This window comes from Psychromonas sp. (assembly GCF_041586535.1).
Lineage (GTDB): Bacteria > Pseudomonadota > Gammaproteobacteria > Enterobacterales > Psychromonadaceae > Psychromonas.
In genome coordinates, this window is sequence record NZ_JBFGZY010000094.1 from 1 (window position 1) to 16,901 (window position 16,901).

Below are 16,901 nucleotides of genomic sequence, written 5' to 3' on the forward strand. Positions count from 1 at the left end.
ATCTGTTTAGGCGTCAGGAAAAATAAATGAAAGCGAGGCATTGATTGCAGTAACTAGTTGTTCTAATTGCAAAATCAATAACGAAGCTAGCATTTATTTTAACAAGCATAAATGATCAGATAATTAATCTGATTGGTATAAATGTGTATGCTCAATACAGTTGTTGAATGAGCTTAAATTGGTAAGTCTATGCTGCGTTATTTTTTATTGTTATTTATCCTTCTGCCCTTAATCGGCTTCGCTGAAACCCGCCCTAAAATCGGCCTTGTCTTGGGTGGTGGTGGGGCGAAGGGGGCTGCACATATTGGTATTTTAAAAGTACTGGAGAGTAATAATGTACCGATTGACTTTGTTGCCGGTACCAGTATCGGGGCTTATATTGGCGGTCTGTATGCCTTGGGGTATAACGCGCAGGAGATTGAAGAGATGATGTTCAGTGTCAACTGGGACAAAGGCTTTTCAGATTTTATACCGCGTCAGGACCTGCACTATGAAGACAAACAATTAAGAGATGAATATAACATTAATCTTAGGGTTGGTTATAGCGAAGCAAAAATTAAAATGCCCAGTGGTCTGCTGCTCGGTCAGTCTGCTTTTCAATTACTTAAATTTTCAGCAGGCTCGGTCGGTGAATTTACCCATTTTGATAATTTACCTATCCCTTATCGCGCAGTGGCGACAGATATAGCAACAGCTGAAGCCGTAGTGCTTAATTCCGGAAGCCTGGTTCAGGCGATGAAAGCATCATCTACCGTACCCGGGGTTGTCTACCCTACTGTGATTGATGAAAGATTGCTGGTTGATGGCGCAATTGTCAACAATATGCCGGTGGATGTTGCCAAGCTAATGGGCGCTGATATTGTGATCGCCGTTGATATTGGCTCCCCTTTATTAGATAAAAAAGATATTAATCTCACTGTCGATGTACTGGATCAGTTGTCCAATATATTAACGATAAACACCACAAGAAGACAAATCGATCTGCTCGATGAAAAAGATCTGCTAATCCGTCCGGAGATCGATCAGTTAAGCACCACAGACTTCTCCAGAATGTCTGAGGCACTTGCCCTGGGTGAGAAATCAGCACTGGAAAATATTGATAAAATACAATCTCTAAGCGTCGATGAACAGCAATATGCTGAGTATAAGCGGCAAAAAATAAGCAGAAAAGAACAATGGATAAAACAACTATCAAAACCAGTTTATGAGATTCGCTATGAAAATGATTCCAAGGTAGAGCTGGATCTTATAAAGCGTCAACTGGGCATCAATATTGGTGAGGTGGTCAGTAAAGGAGCCTTAGATGCGGCTATTTCACGTCTTTATGCATTAAATCGATTTGACGCTGTAAATGTTGAATTTATTGATAAAAAAGCCGGACGTGTTTTAGTGGTAAAAACCAGAGCAAAGTCATGGGGGCCTAATTATCTGCACTTCGGTTTCAGCTGGCAAGGCAGTCATTCCACTGATTCGCAAGTCTCGCTGGATGTTGCTTACCTGCTTACCGATATAACGGACAATGGCGGACAGTGGAAAAATGAGCTCTCTTTGGGATGGGAGTCGAAAATTGCGACTGAGTTTTATCAGCCCTGGGACAATCACCATGATTTTTTCAGTCGGGCGCGTATTGAGTATAAGCAGGACAAATATGCACAAGGCTTATTTTCACAGAATCAGCCCAGACCGGAAATAATCAACTCCTATGGTCTGGCCAGCCTTGGGCTGGGTTATCACTACACGCATAATGGTATTTCTGAACTGGGGCTGCTCGGGGAAATAGGTAAAATTGACTTTGAAAACAGCGAATACCAGTCTTTTGATTATAGCTCGTTGGGGGCCTATCTATCCTTAGGTTTTGATGATCTCAATAGCATCAATTTTCCGACCAGAGGTAATAAATTATCTCTGGATTTCTATTTGCGCAATGATCAATACGATCAGACTTTTCTGGATAATTCAGAAGACAGTTCACTTGAAGTGAATCTTGACTGGCGGGGAGCTATCGGTGTAGGAAAGCATACACTTGTCGGCATATCCTCCTTTGCAACGGTATTGAGCGATAATGATTTTACCATTCGTGTTTCAGAATTGGGTGGTTTTTTAAACCTGTCCGGCTATGAAAAAGATGCGATTATTGGTGCGCATAAAGTGTTTGCCGCTGCTGTTTACCAATATGATTTAGGCAGTAAAATAGCCGGTAATAGCGGCTTGCCTATCTATTTGGGAACAAGTTTGGAAACCGGCAACGTATGGGGGGTAAATGATAGCGTCGATCTGAACGAACTAATTACCTCGGGCAGTTTATTTTTAGGGACTGATACCAGTTTTGGTCCGGCTGCGTTGGGCGTCGGTTACGGGATAAGCCGAGGTGACGGAGTCGGTAATGAAATTCAGCTGTTTTTCTCGCTGGGTAAAACCTGGTAAGCGTTGCTGAATGCTTTTTATTTCACAGTGAGGCTTATACCCATGATACTTCAAGATGCAGAGTATTTTGAAGTAACATGGCTATAAGAGACTATTATCACTCTCCCAACTATGTAAAAATAGTTATTTCCGCATTAATGTATTGTTTACCCTAACTGAAAATCTAAATAAGAAGAAAGATTATGAATTTATCAATTATCAGAGCAGAGTTATTAGAAGCTGAAAAAGTTTTGCAGGCATTTATCGCCGATCAACAGAACTTAAAAAATATTGAGCAAGCTGCCACTTTGCTCGCAGATACGTTTAAAAAAGACGGCAAAGTGCTGGCTTGCGGTAACGGGGGATCACATTGTGACGCAATGCATTTTGCCGAGGAGTTAACCGGGCGATACCGTGAGCATCGTCCTGCATACCCGGCGATAGCTATTTCTGACCCGAGTCATATATCCTGTGTCGGCAATGATTATGGTTACGATGCAATCTTTGCGCGTTATTTAGAAGGGGTGGGGCGTAAAGGTGATGTGTTATTTTGCCTGTCTACCAGCGGTAATTCTAAAAATATATTAACAGCAATTGAAACTGCTAAAGCAAAAGGGATAAAGATTATTGCCTTAACCGGTAAAGACGGCGGGAAAATGGCGGGGCTTGCCGATGTGGAAATCCGTGTCCCGCATTTTGGTTTCGCAGATCGAATCCAGGAAGTGCATATCAAGATTATCCATATTTTGATTTATTTAATTGAAAAGAAAATGGCTTAACAGAGAGTAGGTTTTTAAAATGTGTGAATTATTAGGGATGAGTGCCAATGTACCTACCGATATCTGTTTCAGTTTCAGCGGCTTGGTAAAGCGGGGCGGAGAAACCGGTCCGCATAAAGACGGCTGGGGAATCACTTTTTATGAAGGCAAGGGTTGCCGCAGTTTTAAGGATCCCAACCCCAGTTGTGACTCGCGCGTTGCCCAGTTGGTTAAAGAGTATCCGATTAAGAGTAAATCGGTGATAAGCCATATTCGCCAGGCGAACAGAGGTGGGGTCAGTTTAGAAAACACCCATCCTTTTGTACGTGAGTTATGGGGAAAAAACTGGACTTATGCCCATAATGGGCAATTAACCGGCTACGAGGCGCTGCCGTTGGGGCGCACGCTTCCCGTTGGCGAAACTGATAGTGAGCGTGCTTTTTGCTGGATTATTGACCAGTTGTATTTGGAGTATCAAAGTCAGCCGGAAGATATGCAGGCCGTATTCCAGAAGGTGGCTGGTTATGCGGATCAGCTGCGTGAGATGGGCATCTTTAACATGTTATTAAGCGATGGTGAATACGTGATGTGTTACTGTACCAACAACCTTACCTGGATAACACGCCGCGCCCCCTTCGGTAAAGCGCAGCTAATCGATGAAGATATGGTTGTTGATTTCCAGAAAGAGACTTCTGACACGGATGTGGTTACCGTCATTGCTACACGACCTCTAACCAATAATGAGCAGTGGTACAAAATGCAGGAAGGTGAATTCTGTGTCTTCCATTTTGGAGAGCGGGTGCTTTAATCAGCGCCACTTTTTTAATAATCTTAACGCCTTAACGCAGAAATATGCGGAAATAGCGGTATTGTATCGATTTGCTTATCCGCGCTGAGATTATTTAGGCTGATTCTTTAAAGGATATTGTGATCTGTTCTTCATTTCTCACTTCTTATTTAGCTTGTCAAAAATAGATCAATGATCCTGTACGACTATATGTTTATAATCCTATGTTTATGTTATAAAAAGATATATTAATGAGATAAGAGTGCGGGTATTAAACCAGCGCATCTTTCTCATCGCGCCTGCAATACAATCAAAAATTTTAAAATAGCATCAAATTCACGGGGTGGTCATGTAAATAAGCCTGCGGGCTAACGGCATTTTATTCTTTGCGCCGGAACGCTGTAATTTGGTGAACTGAATAATAAAAGGCTGCTCATCGACAAATTAGTTGGCTCCATTAAACATAAAATAAATATTAGAGGTATAAACAATGAATATAGTTTGGGCAACGAGCGAGGCGGCACCATACGCTAAAACGGGAGGATTAGCGGATGTATCCTATTCACTACCTTACGCGCTGGCAGAAAATGGACATAATGTTTCCGTCTTTATGCCTTATTACCCGCAGGTTATGGCTGAAAAATGCGATGATACCGAGGTCGTGGGTGAACTGCTGGGCGTACCTTTAGGCGATGGCAATGAGGAATGGGGACAGATCAGACAACATAAAATCAATGAAAACCTTTCATTTTACTTTATCGAGCATCATAAGTACTTCGACCGTCCGAAACTATACGATTGGGATGGGCAGGAATACACTGATAATGCAGAACGTTTTATCTTCCTGAGCCGGGCAATAATGCAGGCTGTACTGGCACTGGATATTAAGGTTGATGTGCTGCATGCCAATGACTGGCATACTTCCCTGTGCAGCGTCTATTTAAAAAGCTCTCTCTACAACGGATTCGATAATTTCAGCAAGACAAAATCAGTCGTCACCATTCACAACATTGGCTATCAGGGGGTATTTCCCAAATCCAACCTTTTCTGGACAGGACTTGGCTGGGATTATTTTAACGTGCATTGCCTTGAATTCTATGATCAGGTTAACTTCCTGAAAGCAGGTGTGATGACGGCAGATATGGTCACCACCGTTAGCCCGACCTACGCAGAAGAGATCCTCTCTCCTGAATACAGTTTTAATCTGGAACAACCTCTCCAGCACAGGGCTGTACAGGGCAAACTACGTGGTATTATAAACGGCATTGATATCCAGGAGTGGAACCCTGAAACCGACAAACTGATCCCGCATAATTTCTCACATACTGATTTAACCGGTAAAGCATTATGTAAAATGGAACTGCAGAAGGAATTTGGTCTGGAAGTTCGAGCTGATGTTCCGCTTTATGGTGTGGTATCAAGGCTCGCAACTCAAAAGGGACTGGATGTCTTTATCGAGTGCATCGATAGCATGTTGAAAGAAGATGATGTGCAGTTTGTTATTATTGGCTCCGGAGAGAAGTGGCAGGAAAACGCGTTAGCTGACTATGCCAAAGCCTACCCGGGCAAATTCGGCGCTTTTATCGGTTACAGTAATAAAATTGCCCACATGGTCGAGGCGGGGGCTGATTTCTTTGTTATGCCTTCAAGATATGAGCCTTGTGGACTTAATCAGATGTACAGTATGAAGTATGGGACTGTGCCTATCGTAAGATCAACAGGTGGCCTGGAAGATACAGTAAATAACTATTCTGCTGCAAATATCGATGCGGCAACCGGATTTAAATTCTACGATCTCTATCCGGCTGCGCTAAGAGATACAATGCGCTGGGCGGCTTCTGTATACCGTAACGATAAACCGGCATTTGCAAAAATAATTAAAAACGGTATGACCACTGATTTCTCCTGGCATCACACGGCAGAAGAGTATGAAGAGCTGTACCAGCATGCTAATACCCGCTTTTGATTCAGTTTGCCGTAAACGAAACTTGATTACTTAATTAATCCACAAAGCCTCAACAACTGTCTGTTGAGGCTTAATTTGCGCGACTTAGCAACCTTATCTATGAGCTTAATTCTGTTTGTTTGAAACCTACTCTTTAACAAATGCATCAATAATGGCGCAATCTGAATGCGCATCCCCATGACACAAATCGGTAATCTCTTTCAAGCTGTTTAATAATGCCTGTTGTTGTTCGATACGCTGCTGCAATTCTACGATTTTTTGTTGTGCGATGGCTTTTACCTCGGCGCTACTGCGGTGTTTATTTTCAGATAACAACAATAATGCTTTACTCTCCTTTAAGTTAAAGCCCGCATCTTTGGTTCTTTTTATAAAATGTAACTGTTTGATGATTGCTTCGGGATAATAGCGGTAATTGTTTTCACTGCGTTGCGGTGAACTAATCAAACCTATCTGCTCATAGTGGCGGATTGATTTCACCGATAACCCGGTTTTTTTGGCTGCCTGGCTGATTGATAACATAGTAAATACCTGATAATTCTTAAAGACAACGAATGCTCTTAATAATAACGCCTGATTTTGCCGAAGCGCTCTTTTTTTGTTGTTTAATAAATTGCTAATATATTGGAGCTATATTATACCATTGAAAAAAGAGGTTCTATTTTTCAGCTTATGTCGGTTCAATATACAGTGTAAAATCTTCGCTACAGACCATTTAGAGAGCAGTTTTATCTTTTCTGAGAGCGCTTGCCGGTTAAAAAATCAGCTGAAAAATCGTTTCAGCATAAAATGATGTCAAGTTTTTGTTATATTTGAATAAAATTGAGAGCTGTGTCACATTTATTTGGCAATCATAATGTTATTTATTTATTTCTTTAATAACAATTACATATGAATGAATATTCGTTTTTCATTGTTATCTTGTATTTATCAACTCTTAAGATTCACAAATTTTGATGATTTTCTGCATATTTCAATACGCTATCGACTAGTGTAGATTTTAGAGTTGTAGCTGTTAGTAGCCAGGTCTTATTCAGGCTTTTTATTGGCACTCAATCCAGGTAAATATAGAGTTCATCACACTCATCTGGATTGCTGATATACAAACGCGACAGATAATTATTAATTAGGGTTGAAGAGATGAAAAACTATACGAACGAAGAAATTAAACTGGCTGTTTACAAGCAAAATGATGAGCAAATCATCGCAACGCTGACGTCATTAGCGGCTAAAAATGAGCTTGAGCAACACGAAGAAGTTGTAAGATCTTGTTTGCGCGATGTCCTTGCAGAGCGTCACGGTCCTTCTGAAGTTGAGCATATTGAGACACTGATCGAAAAGAAGATCGTTGCTTGATAATGCAGTGGAGTCGGGTAATGTTTTTTATATTAAAAATGCTACCCGATTTCTACCGGCCTGAATCAACTTCTGTTATCAACACACCATAGATAGCACTCGTTTTTTCATTTAAAAAGCCAAAAATAAACTTCTATAAGGCTCTCAGTTGCATTTAGTCAACCACAGCCGGTAGTGTGCCTGTTTTTATCAAACAAATTCCAGTCGTTTAATCCCATATTTTTTCAATTTAGACATCAGTGTTGTCGGCTTTAAACCGAGTAACTCTGCTGCGCCGCCATCACCGTAAACTTTACCCCTGCAGTGTGTTAATGCTTGTTCTAAATTGTTTTTTTCCAATTGTTTATGTTGCCGTGCGCTCATTAAATTGCTTTGTAGATGGCGGTTAACGGGGGAATTATTTTGCTTCTCTTCCTTGGCTAAAAACTCAAAATTAAGTTTGTCACTCTTAGCGAGAATGACCTGACGTTCAATAATATTTTCCAGCTCTCTGATATTGCCCGGCCAGGTATAGTGCTCTAAATACTGCATTTGCGCTAAGGATACTTTGGGTTGGGGTTGGTTAAAGCGTAAACAAATTTTATGGACAAAGTGCTGCACTAATAGCGGCAAGTCATCTATGCGTTCGCGTAGCGGAGGCGAATGAAGCGGAAATACATTTAATCTAAAGTATAAATCTTCTCTAAACTTGTTTTGCTCAACTAACTGCTTTAAATCTTTGTTGGTTGCTGCTATTACCCTGACATCGACATTTCGGGTAGTGGATTCTCCTACACGTTCAAATTGCTGCTCTTGTAATACTCTTAATAGCTTACCTTGCAGTTGCAGCGGGATTTCGCCAACTTCATCTAAAAAAATAGTAGCCCCATCTGCTAATTCAAAACGACCCAGTCTGTCTGAAACTGCCCCGGAAAATGCCCCTTTGACATGACCAAAAAACTCACTTTCAAATAACTCCGCCGGGATTGCCGCACAATTGACTCTGACCAATGGCCTGCCTTTACGCTGACTGACTTCATGAATCGCCCTGGCAATAAGCTCTTTACCTGTACCCGATTCTCCTATTATCAGCACATTAGCATCGGTTGGGCCGACCAATTCTATTTGATGCACCATGCGTTTAATTTTGGCACTCTGGCCAATAATCTGCTGATGATTAAAATCTGCGTTTATTTCTTCTAAAAGATACGCATTTTCCATTTCCAGTCGGCTTTTCAAGGCATCGACCTGTTTCAGTGCCTTTAATAATTTAGCCTGAGTGCGCTTACGCTCGGTGATATCGCGAAAGATAACCACTGCGCCGATAAGTAAACCATTTTCTGTTACCGGCGTGCTGGTGTACTCAACCGGGATAGGTTTTCCCTCTTTTGACCAAAATACTTCATCATCTACGCTATGAATTGCACCATCGTGAAAAGCACAATAAATTGGGCAGTTATGAACATGGTAATCACTGCCATCCTGATGTGAATGATGGATAACGTCATGAATTTTTTTGCCCATCAGTTCAGATCTTTTCCAGCCTAAAATTTGTTCAGTGGCCAGATTAACAAAAGTTGTATTACCTTGTGAATCTACACCATAAATACCATCGCCCACGGCGCTTAATAATAATTGGTTTTGACGTTCTATCTCTTCAAAAACAGTTTCATTTTTATTCCAGTGGAAAAAACCGGATTGATAATTCGCTTCCGTGACCGCTTTAAAATGTCGTCCGAAAGTAACGAAGCTATTTTCACAGCTGAGCAAAATATTAGCTTCCATTTGAACCGCATTGACTTCTATATGTGTGTTTTCACCTGCAATCTGTATGCTTAGTTCACTGCACCACGCTTCCCCCTGTTCGATCACCTGCTGGGTAAACAGCAGCAGTTTATCTATACATTCCGGGAAAAACTGGGTCACGCTATATTCAGATAAATCCATTTTTTCCAGCGCAAACAGTTTTTTGGCCCGCTGATTGGCCGCCAGCACCCGATTGTTGACCGGGTCAATTAATAACATTGCCGTGGGAGCGTGCAAAAATAACTGCTTTAACATGGTAAAGACCTCTACATTTTTAACTCTCTAACTACTTACAATTATCAAGCTGCAATTATTAAGCCAGAAACGAAATATCGTTGATAAGGCAACGGTAAATCGTTGCAAACGAAATATCGTTGTTTATTGAAACTGTTCAAATTAACTTTCAGCTTATTTAAAACAAAGGCTTACAAAAAAAATATGAGTTGGCACGGTTATCGCTTATAGAACATTAAGGTTGCATGATGTTTATCAAATGAAAAATTTGTTAAATATAAGTTAGTTAACTGTTGCACCATCAGTGATCAATTTGCTTTGAATTTTGTTCCAAAATACTACTTTGAGGAAAGTCTTATGAAAAAAATAGCAGTAACAGAAGCGATATTTGCGATTAAAAATGAAAAATCTTTAACTTGGGAAAGTATTGCCGACGCCGTTGGTATGTCAACAGTTTGGACGACCTCTGCCTGTTTAGGTATGAATAGCTGCCCGGAGGAGGTCGCAGATAAGCTGGTTGAATTTTTAGGCTTACCTGCGGGTGCAAAAGCGGCGTTGATGGCCTACCCAACTAAAGAGTGGGACAAATCTATTCCGCAGGATCCATTGGTTTATCGTTTATACGAAGTGGTGGGGGTTTACGGGGAAACCTTAAAAGAAGTGATTCAGGAAAAATTCGGTGACGGCATTATGAGTGCAATAGACTTTTCCATGGAGGTCGATAAGGAAGAAAACCCTAAAGGTGATCGTGTGCTATTAACATTAAACGGCAAGTTTTTACCTTATAAAGCCTGGTGATATCAGTGCAATATAATAGTGATAAACAAACTAAATTTTAACAGTGAGGATTTTTTATGTCTTATATCGAACCCAGTGAGTTTGTAACAAAAATGGTAGATACAGGTGAATCAAAAGTTTACATGTCAACCAAAGATACTTTTATTCGTGCATTTATGGCTGGCGCCATTTTGGGATTGGCGGCCGTTTTTGCCATTACCGTAGCAACAAAAACAGGCAGCCCGATATTAGGTGCCTGTCTTTTCCCTGTTGGTTTCATCATGCTGTATTTGATGAAATTTGATTTATTAACCGGGGTGTTTACCCTCGTGCCGTTGGCCTTATTTGATAAAAGACCCGGTGTTACGTTTTCTGGGGTGATGCGTAATTGGGGATTGGTTTTTCTCGGTAACTTCGCCGGTGCACTCACCACCGCGTTTTTTATGTCCTTTATTTTAACCTATGGTTATTCAACCGATGGGGGAGCGATTGCCGCCAAAGTCAGCAGTATCGGTGAATCCCGAACTTTAGGTTACCAGGAGCACGGTATTTCCGGCTGGTTCACTATTTTCATCCGCGGCATGTTATGTAACTGGATGGTTTCGATGGGGGTTGTCGGGGCAATGATCTCAACATCAGTGGGCGGTAAAATGGCTGCGATGTGGATGCCGGTAATGTTATTCTTTTTCATGGGTTTTGAGCATTCAATTGTGAACATGTTCTTGTTCCCATTCTCTATGATTATGGGGGGAGAGTTTACCGTTTATGATTATTTATTATGGAATGAGATCCCGACCGTTTTAGGCAACCTTGCCGGTGGCTTATTATTAGTTGGTTTACCGCTGTATTTCACCCATGTGAGAACATCACCTGAACGTAAAATTGCTTAATTATATTTGGCTCCGTTGATTATGGCGCGGAGCCTGTTGGTTATAAATTTTGACAGGAATTAAACCGTGAATCTGCCGCTTAAGGTAACTATTGGACAGGCTAGCAGTAAAGGGATTAAATCTGTAAATCAGGATTTTATCGGCAGTTTGATACCCAAAGAACCACTACTCAGCAGTAAGGGCGCTGTACTTGTAATGGCTGATGGTATTAGTTCCAGCAGGGTAAGCCAAATAGCCAGCGAAAGCGCGGTTTCAGGTTTTTTAGAGGATTATTACTGCACGTCAGAATCCTGGTCAGTTAAAACATCGGTACAAAAAGTCGTCAAATCAATCAACTCCTGGCTGTATGCGCAAACGCGCAACAGTCCGTATCGATTCGAAAAAGATAAAGGTTATATTTGTACTTTTAGCGCATTGGTGTTGAAGTCGAACAGCGCGCACCTTTTCAACTCTGGTGATACACGTATCTACCGTTTATCCGGCAACAAACTGGAGCAATTGACTGAAGATCATCGACGAGTTGTCTCCGCTGATGTGAGTTATTTAACCCGGGCACTGGGCATTGAGCAAACGTTTGAGATTGATTATCAAAGTCAGCAGATAGAAAAAGGCGAGATATTTATTCTGGCAACCGATGGCGTTTATGAATATATTGCAGGCCGGCAAATCGTAAAGATCATTGCAAAAGCAAACTCTTTAGCAACGGCAGCAACGGAAATAATTGAACAGGCCCTGGCGTCAGGCAGTGATGATAATTTAAGTTTACAAATTGTACGCGTGGAGCACCTGCCGGATTATCAACTCGATGAGGTACAGCAGTTGACCATGCTGCCATTACCACCGAACTTAAGCGCTCGAATGCATTTTGATGGTTATGAAATTCTCCGGGAAATCTATATCAGTAGCCGCAGCCATCTGTTTTTAGCCCGTGATCTTGATAACAATCAAACCGTGGTGCTCAAAATCCCTTCCACAGAGTTACGCCATGATAGGCAATATCTCGAACGCTTTATGCTGGAGGAATGGATTGCAAAGCGTATTAATAATCCGCATGTTGTCAAAGCAATAGCCGCAAACCGCAAACGTCATTATTTATATCTGGTCAGCGAATATATTGAAGGCATATCACTTAATCAATGGATACTGGATAACCCGAAACCTGACCTGGAAAGGGTGCGAGCCATTGTTGAGCAGGTGGCGAAAGGTTTGCAGGCATTTCACCGTCAGGAAATGCTCCATCAGGATCTGCGCCCTAATAACATTATGATCGATACTGCTAATACAGTAAAAATCATTGATTTTGGCTCAACTTATATTGCCGGGGTGACTGACTGTAAAACAGAAGAGGGATTGCGCGGTACTATGCGCTACTCTGCACCTGAATACTTTTTAGGGCAGAGGGGGACGCAAGGCTCGGATATTTATGCGTTAGCCGTAATAACCTATCAAATGTTATCCGGGCGCTTTCCCTATGGCGCTGAGATTGCCCGGGCAAAAAGTGTTGCCGCCCAGCGCAGATTAGTTTACCGCAGTGTGACTGATGATGATGCTGAATTACCGTTATGGGTAGATGATGCCCTGCAGCGGGCACTACAGGTAAATCCGTTAAAACGTTATACAGTTCTGTCTGAGTTTATTTATGACCTGCGCCACCCCAATCCAAGATTTGTAGCCAAAACCAGGCCGCCGCTGATGCAGCGTAATCCGACCCGATTTTGGCAAAGTGTCAGTTTTATTTTATTTTGTATTATCGTTGCGCAGCTGCTGTTATAACGTGGTGGCAAATACCTCATAAATAGCACTTGCTTTTCCATTTAAAAAGCCCAGAATAAACTGTCTGTAAAAACAGGTGTTTATTTTGTCTGATATTATTAACCCTAAAGCACGCAAAATTATCCATGTTGATATGGATGCGTTTTATGCCTCGGTCGAGATGCGGGATAATCCTCACTATAAAAATATTCCCTTAGCTATTGGCGGTCGCAGCGAGCGTCGGGGGGTACTGTCAACCTGTAATTATATTGCCCGTGAATATGGTGTCCGCTCTGCCATGCCGAGTTTTAAGGCCAAAGAATTATGCCCGGATTTAGTGATTATCCCGGGGCGAATGCAGCATTATGTCGAGATATCCAAAAAAATCCGGGAGATCTTTTTCCGTTATACCGATCTTGTCGAGCCATTGTCGCTTGATGAAGCCTTTTTAGATGTCAGTGACTGCACGCTGTTTCAAGGCTCTGCCACCTTTATTGCTCAGGATATAAGACGTGCCATTTTTGACGAGTTAAATTTAACTGCTTCAGCAGGTGTGGCGAACTGTAAATTTCTGGCTAAGATCGCTTCAGATGAAAATAAACCCAATGGCCAGTTTGTCATTGCGCCGGCACAAGCAGCGGAGTTTATTAAAACACTTCCTTTGAAAAAAATTCCCGGTGTTGGCAAAGTGACACAGCAAAAACTCGCCCTGAAAGGTTTGTTTACCTGCCGGGATGTACAACAATATCAGGCAGAGTTGTTGCTCGCTGAATTTGGCAAGCAGGGGGAACGATTACTTGCATTTAGCCGCGGGATAGATAATCGTCCTGTTGAGCCCAATAGAGAAAGAAAGTCTCTGGCAGTTGAGCATACTTTTTTAAAAGATCTTAGCAATGAAGAACAATGCATTAAGAAAATGGCCGAACTTTATAACGAGTTGAATAGACGCTTAGAACAAGTGCTTGCTGAAAAGATGATCGTACGGGTTGGGGTCAAGGTTAAATTTTCTGATTTTACCCAAAAAACAAGCGAGCGGAAATCGACGGAATTATCTTTCTCCCTCTTAGAAATACTCCTGCACCATCTGTTAGTACAAAATCCGGATAAAAGAATCCGTTTATTAGGGGCTTCGGTCGGTTTGGAAAATCGGGTCGGACAGGAACAATACGCGGTGCAGTTGAGTTTTATGGATAAAGGGTTTAGTTAATGCAACAAGTGATAGTTATTACCGGTGCAAGTGCCGGATTGGGCAAAGAGTTTGCTTTTCAGCTGGCTGCGCAAGGATTTTCATTATTATTGATTGCCCGTCGCCAGCAAAACCTGCAGCATATTCAGGCGCAAATTTTACAGCAGTACCCTGAAATTGCCGTTTTTTATATTTCATTTGCAGTTTTTGCTGTGATTTTAGCTCTGCCGCATTCTATTTAATTAAAGCCCAATATTGTTAATACCATCATAAATAAACTGTATCGCCAGCGCCGCCAGTATCACCCCTAGGAAGCGCCTTAAAATTTCATCACCGGTTCTGCCGATAATCTTCTTCAGGTATTTTGATAGCAGAAAAAACACAAAAGTCAGTGCCAAAATCGAGATGATTGCCAATGAAACGGCAATGCTGGTGGCTGTATCCGGTGCCTTTGAAAACAGCAGAATACACAGGGTCAGGGTACCCGGTCCCGCGAGCATCGGAATTGACATGGGAAATACGGAGATATCGGTTTGTATATTGGTCGCGGTAAACTCCATCTTTTGCGTGATCATTTTAAAAGCGGTATAGAAGAGCAATAATCCCCCTGAAATGCGCAGTGAGTTGATATTAATGCCTAATTGAGCAAATAATGCTTCACCATAATTGCCGAATAAAATCAGCGTGGCAGTGCTGATTAACACGGTTTTGACTGCCATTTGGGTGCGGTACTGTTGATCGTCGTTAGCGGTTAATGAATTAAAAATTAAAGCCGCGCCAATCGGGTCAATAATAACAAACAGGGCAGTGATGGCATGCAGGTAAACGGTGATATCCATGTTATTCCTTTAAAAGTATAATGTTGTAAACTGGCAGGAAAACGTCAAGCGGCTGCTTTGAGCTTTCCGCTAATAAGATTCATGGTGATGATTTAGCGGATGGTCCGCAGGTACACAAGGCCACTACAAAATAAAATGTGCGACAGCTGCTATTACCGGCAAGGTTACTAAGGTTCTTAAAATAAAGATCATAAATAACTCCCCGAGATTAACAGGTATTTTGCTGCCGAGTAATAAAGCACCGACTTCACTCATGTAGATCAGTTGGGTAACCGACATGGCTGCGATAATAAAGCGGGTGATATCGGATTCAATCGAGGCTGCTAAAATTGAGGGGATAAACATATCCGCAAAACCGACAACAATGGTTTTAGAGGCTGTATCTGCTTCAGGTATCTGCAGTAGTTCTAATAAAGGAATAAAAGGCAGGCCCAGATAGTCAAAAACAGGTGTGTACTCGGCGATAATAAGCGCCACTGTACCCATTGCCATTACGACGGGAATCACTCCGAAAACCATATCCAGCACATTTTTAATACCGTCTTTAACGGTTTCTTTCACAGTTGATGCATTGGCTGCCCTTAATAATGCCAGTTCAATTCCCCATGACAAAACATTATGCCCGGCTGGTGTTTTTTCATCATCTTTATCTCTTGTTGAACCATCCAGATAGATATCTTTTTTCCAGCGCAGAGGCGGTAATTTCGGCACGATAATCGCCGCTGTTATGCCCGCTAAACAGACGGCAAAGTAGAATGGAATAAACAGATGCTCTAGTTGCACCTGGGAGATAACCACTAAAGAGAAAGTGATCGACACTGCGGAGAAAGTGGTGCCGATAATGGCCGCTTCACGTTGCGTATAATAGTGTGCTTCATATTGTTTGCTGGTCATTAAAATCCCCACACTGCCATCGCCTAGCCAGGAAGCCATACAATCTATTGCACTGCGGCCGGGCAGATTAAAAACCGGGCGCATCACCTTGGTTAACAGGGTGCCGAATAACTCCAGCAGGCCAAAATTTAATAATAGCGGTAATAACATGCCGGCAAAAATGAACACACAAAATAAAACCGGCAGTAAATCATTTAATACCAAAGCACCGGTAATATCTGAATAGATAAATTTCGGACCAAGTTTAAAAAAGGTCAATAAAATAAACAGTGCGCCGAACAAGCGGGTAGCAAACCACAGTCTGTTTACTTCAAATAATGATCTTAAAAAGAGACTGCGTTGAATTTTTTGTATTTTAAAAAAGCGGTTGATAGTGGTGATGAGCGCTGTGGTGACGACTGCGCCAGTAACCATTGCCGTTATCCAATCAGATAAAAATGTCTGTAACGCTTTGGCGGCAATGGCAATAGGAATAGTAATGTTGCCCAGATAGCTGATCGGCGTCATAAAAAGTAAGATGCCGATTAATGACGGAATAATAAAAGTCAGTATAGTTTTGAGGGAATGTGATGTTGTAATTGCCACTGCTATTGCCTTAAAAAGATATCCATAAAGGAGGGGGGTAAACCACTCCTAAAAATTAAGCGCGCAAGGCTACGCGCTTTAAGTTCCGATGTAAATCGAATAACCACACTTATTCTCTTTTCAGGGGGCTGCAACAAGTTGTCGCGTTAAACACCTGCATCGCCTCGGTGTTCTTCGTGGTAAATGTGCTGAATAGTTGCATTAGTTAACCTCAACTCTGGATAAGCGACATCCCTCAACACCGCTCTTTTCGCCCCTCTCTGCGTTAAGTTTGCTTGTAATAGCCGGCTATTACTTCACAAACTTGCCTTGATAGGAACAAAAATCCCGGCATTGAGCGCTACCTGAGTCAAAAAAGAGAACTTCATCTATTATGATGCCCTCTATCCAGAGTTGAGGTTAATTATTATTATTTTGAAATAAAAAGCTACTTATCCGGTCTTAGTTACTTCACGGTTAGTTATATCTTTTTAATAGGAAATTTTATGCAAAATTCAATGAGTTCAGATGTGCAACTTCGTTTACAGTGGAGTCTTCTATCGCTTCGCATCGGCGTTTTTATTGTAATGGTAATGTGGACATTAGATAAATTTGTTAATCCAGAGCACAGTGCCCGTATTCTTGAACATTTTTACGGCATCAGTGGATCATCTAATACCGTGCTGTATGTGTTAGGTGGTATACAACTCGTC

At 41.7% G+C, this 16,901-nt stretch carries 14 protein-coding genes and 1 pseudogene; 11 read left to right on the top strand and 4 right to left on the bottom strand.

All coding sequences use genetic code 11. The annotated features are described in order from the left end of the window. The first annotated feature begins 189 nt into the window (after positions 1-189). The 4 genes from ABZA00_RS11295 (at position 190) to glgA (ending at position 5,914) form a co-directional block, all read left to right on the top strand. Entirely contained in the window at positions 190-2,424 is a 2,235-nt protein-coding gene (locus ABZA00_RS11295; protein ID WP_372882271.1) for a patatin-like phospholipase family protein, read from the top strand. 182 nt (positions 2,425-2,606) lie between these two features. Further along, positions 2,607-3,182: a D-sedoheptulose 7-phosphate isomerase gene (gene lpcA, locus ABZA00_RS11300; RefSeq protein WP_372882272.1), complete on the top strand. Its 576-nt coding sequence runs from the start codon at positions 2,607-2,609 to the stop codon at positions 3,180-3,182. A 19-nt stretch (positions 3,183-3,201) separates the two neighbouring features. Further along, the gene (locus tag ABZA00_RS11305) at positions 3,202-3,969 is read left to right on the top strand and encodes a class II glutamine amidotransferase (RefSeq protein ID WP_372882273.1); all 768 of its coding nucleotides are present in this window, start codon (positions 3,202-3,204) and stop codon (positions 3,967-3,969) included. A 469-nt stretch (positions 3,970-4,438) separates the two neighbouring features. After that, a complete protein-coding gene (glgA, locus tag ABZA00_RS11310; protein ID WP_372882274.1) occupies positions 4,439-5,914 on the top strand; it encodes a glycogen synthase GlgA in 1,476 nt (491 codons plus the stop codon). Between the two features lie 126 nt (positions 5,915-6,040). Here glgA and ABZA00_RS11315 read toward each other — a convergent pair whose 3' ends face one another. Beyond that, complete coding sequence (locus tag ABZA00_RS11315; protein ID WP_372882275.1) at positions 6,041-6,433, bottom strand: MerR family DNA-binding transcriptional regulator; 393 nt, start codon at positions 6,431-6,433, stop codon at positions 6,041-6,043. 618 nt (positions 6,434-7,051) lie between these two features. Here ABZA00_RS11315 and ABZA00_RS11320 point away from each other — a divergent pair. Next, the gene (locus tag ABZA00_RS11320; protein ID WP_372882276.1) at positions 7,052-7,267 is read left to right on the top strand and encodes a hypothetical protein; all 216 of its coding nucleotides are present in this window, start codon (positions 7,052-7,054) and stop codon (positions 7,265-7,267) included. Between the two features lie 189 nt (positions 7,268-7,456). Here ABZA00_RS11320 and ABZA00_RS11325 read toward each other — a convergent pair whose 3' ends face one another. Continuing rightward, a complete protein-coding gene (locus ABZA00_RS11325; protein ID WP_372882277.1) occupies positions 7,457-9,307 on the bottom strand; it encodes a sigma 54-interacting transcriptional regulator in 1,851 nt (616 codons plus the stop codon). A 336-nt stretch (positions 9,308-9,643) separates the two neighbouring features. On the opposite strand from ABZA00_RS11325, the gene cynS reads away from it, so the two are divergent. From cynS to ABZA00_RS11350, 5 genes are all read left to right on the top strand, one after another. Further along, positions 9,644-10,084, top strand: coding sequence for a cyanase (gene cynS / locus ABZA00_RS11330; RefSeq protein WP_372882278.1), 441 nt, complete (start codon positions 9,644-9,646; stop codon positions 10,082-10,084). Positions 10,085-10,140: 56 nt separating this feature from the next. Then, positions 10,141-10,953 carry a formate/nitrite transporter family protein gene (locus ABZA00_RS11335; RefSeq protein ID WP_372882279.1) on the top strand — a complete coding sequence of 271 codons (813 nt, stop codon included), beginning with the start codon at positions 10,141-10,143 and terminating at the stop codon, positions 10,951-10,953. A gap of 66 nt (positions 10,954-11,019) precedes the next feature. Then, a complete protein-coding gene (locus ABZA00_RS11340; RefSeq protein WP_372882280.1) occupies positions 11,020-12,726 on the top strand; it encodes a protein kinase in 1,707 nt (568 codons plus the stop codon). A 94-nt stretch (positions 12,727-12,820) separates the two neighbouring features. Continuing rightward, the gene (gene dinB / locus ABZA00_RS11345; protein ID WP_372882283.1) at positions 12,821-13,912 is read left to right on the top strand and encodes a DNA polymerase IV; all 1,092 of its coding nucleotides are present in this window, start codon (positions 12,821-12,823) and stop codon (positions 13,910-13,912) included. Further along, positions 13,912-14,133, top strand: a complete 222-nt coding sequence (locus ABZA00_RS11350; protein ID WP_372882281.1) for an SDR family NAD(P)-dependent oxidoreductase — start codon at positions 13,912-13,914, stop codon at positions 14,131-14,133. The genes dinB and ABZA00_RS11350 overlap by 1 nt, the downstream gene beginning before the upstream one ends. Here the strand turns inward: ABZA00_RS11350 and ABZA00_RS11355 are convergent, their stop codons facing one another. Both ABZA00_RS11355 and ABZA00_RS11360 read right to left on the bottom strand, forming a co-directional pair. Beyond that, positions 14,134-14,730 carry a MarC family protein gene (locus ABZA00_RS11355; RefSeq protein ID WP_372882282.1) on the bottom strand — a complete coding sequence of 199 codons (597 nt, stop codon included), beginning with the start codon at positions 14,728-14,730 and terminating at the stop codon, positions 14,134-14,136. Between the two features lie 123 nt (positions 14,731-14,853). Continuing rightward, positions 14,854-16,203 carry a YjiH family protein gene (locus tag ABZA00_RS11360; RefSeq protein WP_372882284.1) on the bottom strand — a complete coding sequence of 450 codons (1,350 nt, stop codon included), beginning with the start codon at positions 16,201-16,203 and terminating at the stop codon, positions 14,854-14,856. 491 nt (positions 16,204-16,694) lie between these two features. Here ABZA00_RS11360 and ABZA00_RS11365 point away from each other — a divergent pair. Then, a pseudogene (locus tag ABZA00_RS11365) lies at positions 16,695-16,901 on the top strand (hypothetical protein); the annotation flags it as partial.

What these genes read in the sequence shown, in the direction of transcription:
- glgA (WP_372882274.1), top strand. Translation starts at nt 4,439, where the DNA reads ATGAATATAGTTTGGGCAACGAGCGAGGCGGCACCATACGCTAAAACG.
- ABZA00_RS11295 (WP_372882271.1), top strand. Translation starts at nt 190, where the DNA reads ATGCTGCGTTATTTTTTATTGTTATTTATCCTTCTGCCCTTAATCGGC.
- ABZA00_RS11320 (WP_372882276.1), top strand. Translation starts at nt 7,052, where the DNA reads ATGAAAAACTATACGAACGAAGAAATTAAACTGGCTGTTTACAAGCAA.
- ABZA00_RS11315 (WP_372882275.1), bottom strand. Translation starts at nt 6,433, where the DNA reads ATGTTATCAATCAGCCAGGCAGCCAAAAAAACCGGGTTATCGGTGAAA.
- cynS (WP_372882278.1), top strand. Translation starts at nt 9,644, where the DNA reads ATGAAAAAAATAGCAGTAACAGAAGCGATATTTGCGATTAAAAATGAA.
- ABZA00_RS11350 (WP_372882281.1), top strand. Translation starts at nt 13,912, where the DNA reads ATGCAACAAGTGATAGTTATTACCGGTGCAAGTGCCGGATTGGGCAAA.
- lpcA (WP_372882272.1), top strand. Translation starts at nt 2,607, where the DNA reads ATGAATTTATCAATTATCAGAGCAGAGTTATTAGAAGCTGAAAAAGTT.
- ABZA00_RS11325 (WP_372882277.1), bottom strand. Translation starts at nt 9,307, where the DNA reads ATGTTAAAGCAGTTATTTTTGCACGCTCCCACGGCAATGTTATTAATT.
- ABZA00_RS11355 (WP_372882282.1), bottom strand. Translation starts at nt 14,730, where the DNA reads ATGGATATCACCGTTTACCTGCATGCCATCACTGCCCTGTTTGTTATT.
- ABZA00_RS11305 (WP_372882273.1), top strand. Translation starts at nt 3,202, where the DNA reads ATGTGTGAATTATTAGGGATGAGTGCCAATGTACCTACCGATATCTGT.
- ABZA00_RS11335 (WP_372882279.1), top strand. Translation starts at nt 10,141, where the DNA reads ATGTCTTATATCGAACCCAGTGAGTTTGTAACAAAAATGGTAGATACA.